The sequence below is a fragment of the Vibrio sp. YT-19(2023) genome, assembly GCF_033337395.1.
Map to the genome: position 1 here is coordinate 1 of NZ_JAWOQN010000503.1, position 698 is coordinate 698.

At 44.8% G+C, this 698-nt stretch carries 1 pseudogene; it reads left to right on the forward strand.

What is annotated here, in order from left to right:
• Window positions 1-698: pseudogene (gene glmM, locus R7E78_RS26770) on the forward strand (phosphoglucosamine mutase); the annotation flags it as partial.

Below are 698 nucleotides of genomic sequence, written 5' to 3' on the forward strand. Positions count from 1 at the left end.
CATAACCCATATTACGACAACGGTATTAAATTCTTCTCATCTGAGGGCACAAAATTGCCTGATGATATCGAGCTTGCTATCGAAGCTGAATTGGACAAAGACATTGAATGTGTTGAGTCTTCTGAATTGGGCAAAGCGACTCGTTTAAATGATGCTGCAGGTCGTTACATCGCGTTCTGTAAAAGCACATTCCCATCGACACTCAGTCTCTCTAACTTAAAGATCGTCGTTGATTGCGCTCATGGTGCTACCTACCATATTGCTCCAAATGTCTTCAAAGAACTTGGTGCAGATGTAATCGCGATGGGTGTTGAGCCAAATGGTATCAACATCAATGAAGAAGTCGGTGCTACAGACGTTCGCGCGCTACAAAAACGCGTTGTCGAAGAGCAAGCTCATCTTGGTCTTGCATTCGATGGTGACGGCGACCGTATCATCATGGTTCACCATTTAGGTAATAAAGTCGATGGTGACCAAATTGCTTACATCATCGCACGTGATGCTCTTCGTCGTGGTGAACTAAAAGGTGGCGTGGTTGGTACATTGATGACTAACCTAGGTATGGAAAATGGCCTGAAGCAATTAGGTATTCCATTTGTTCGTGCTGCTGTCGGTGACCGCTATGTAATGGAGCAATTGCTGGCTAAAGGCTGGAAGATCGGTGCCGAAAACTCTGGTCACGTTATCTTGCTAGATAA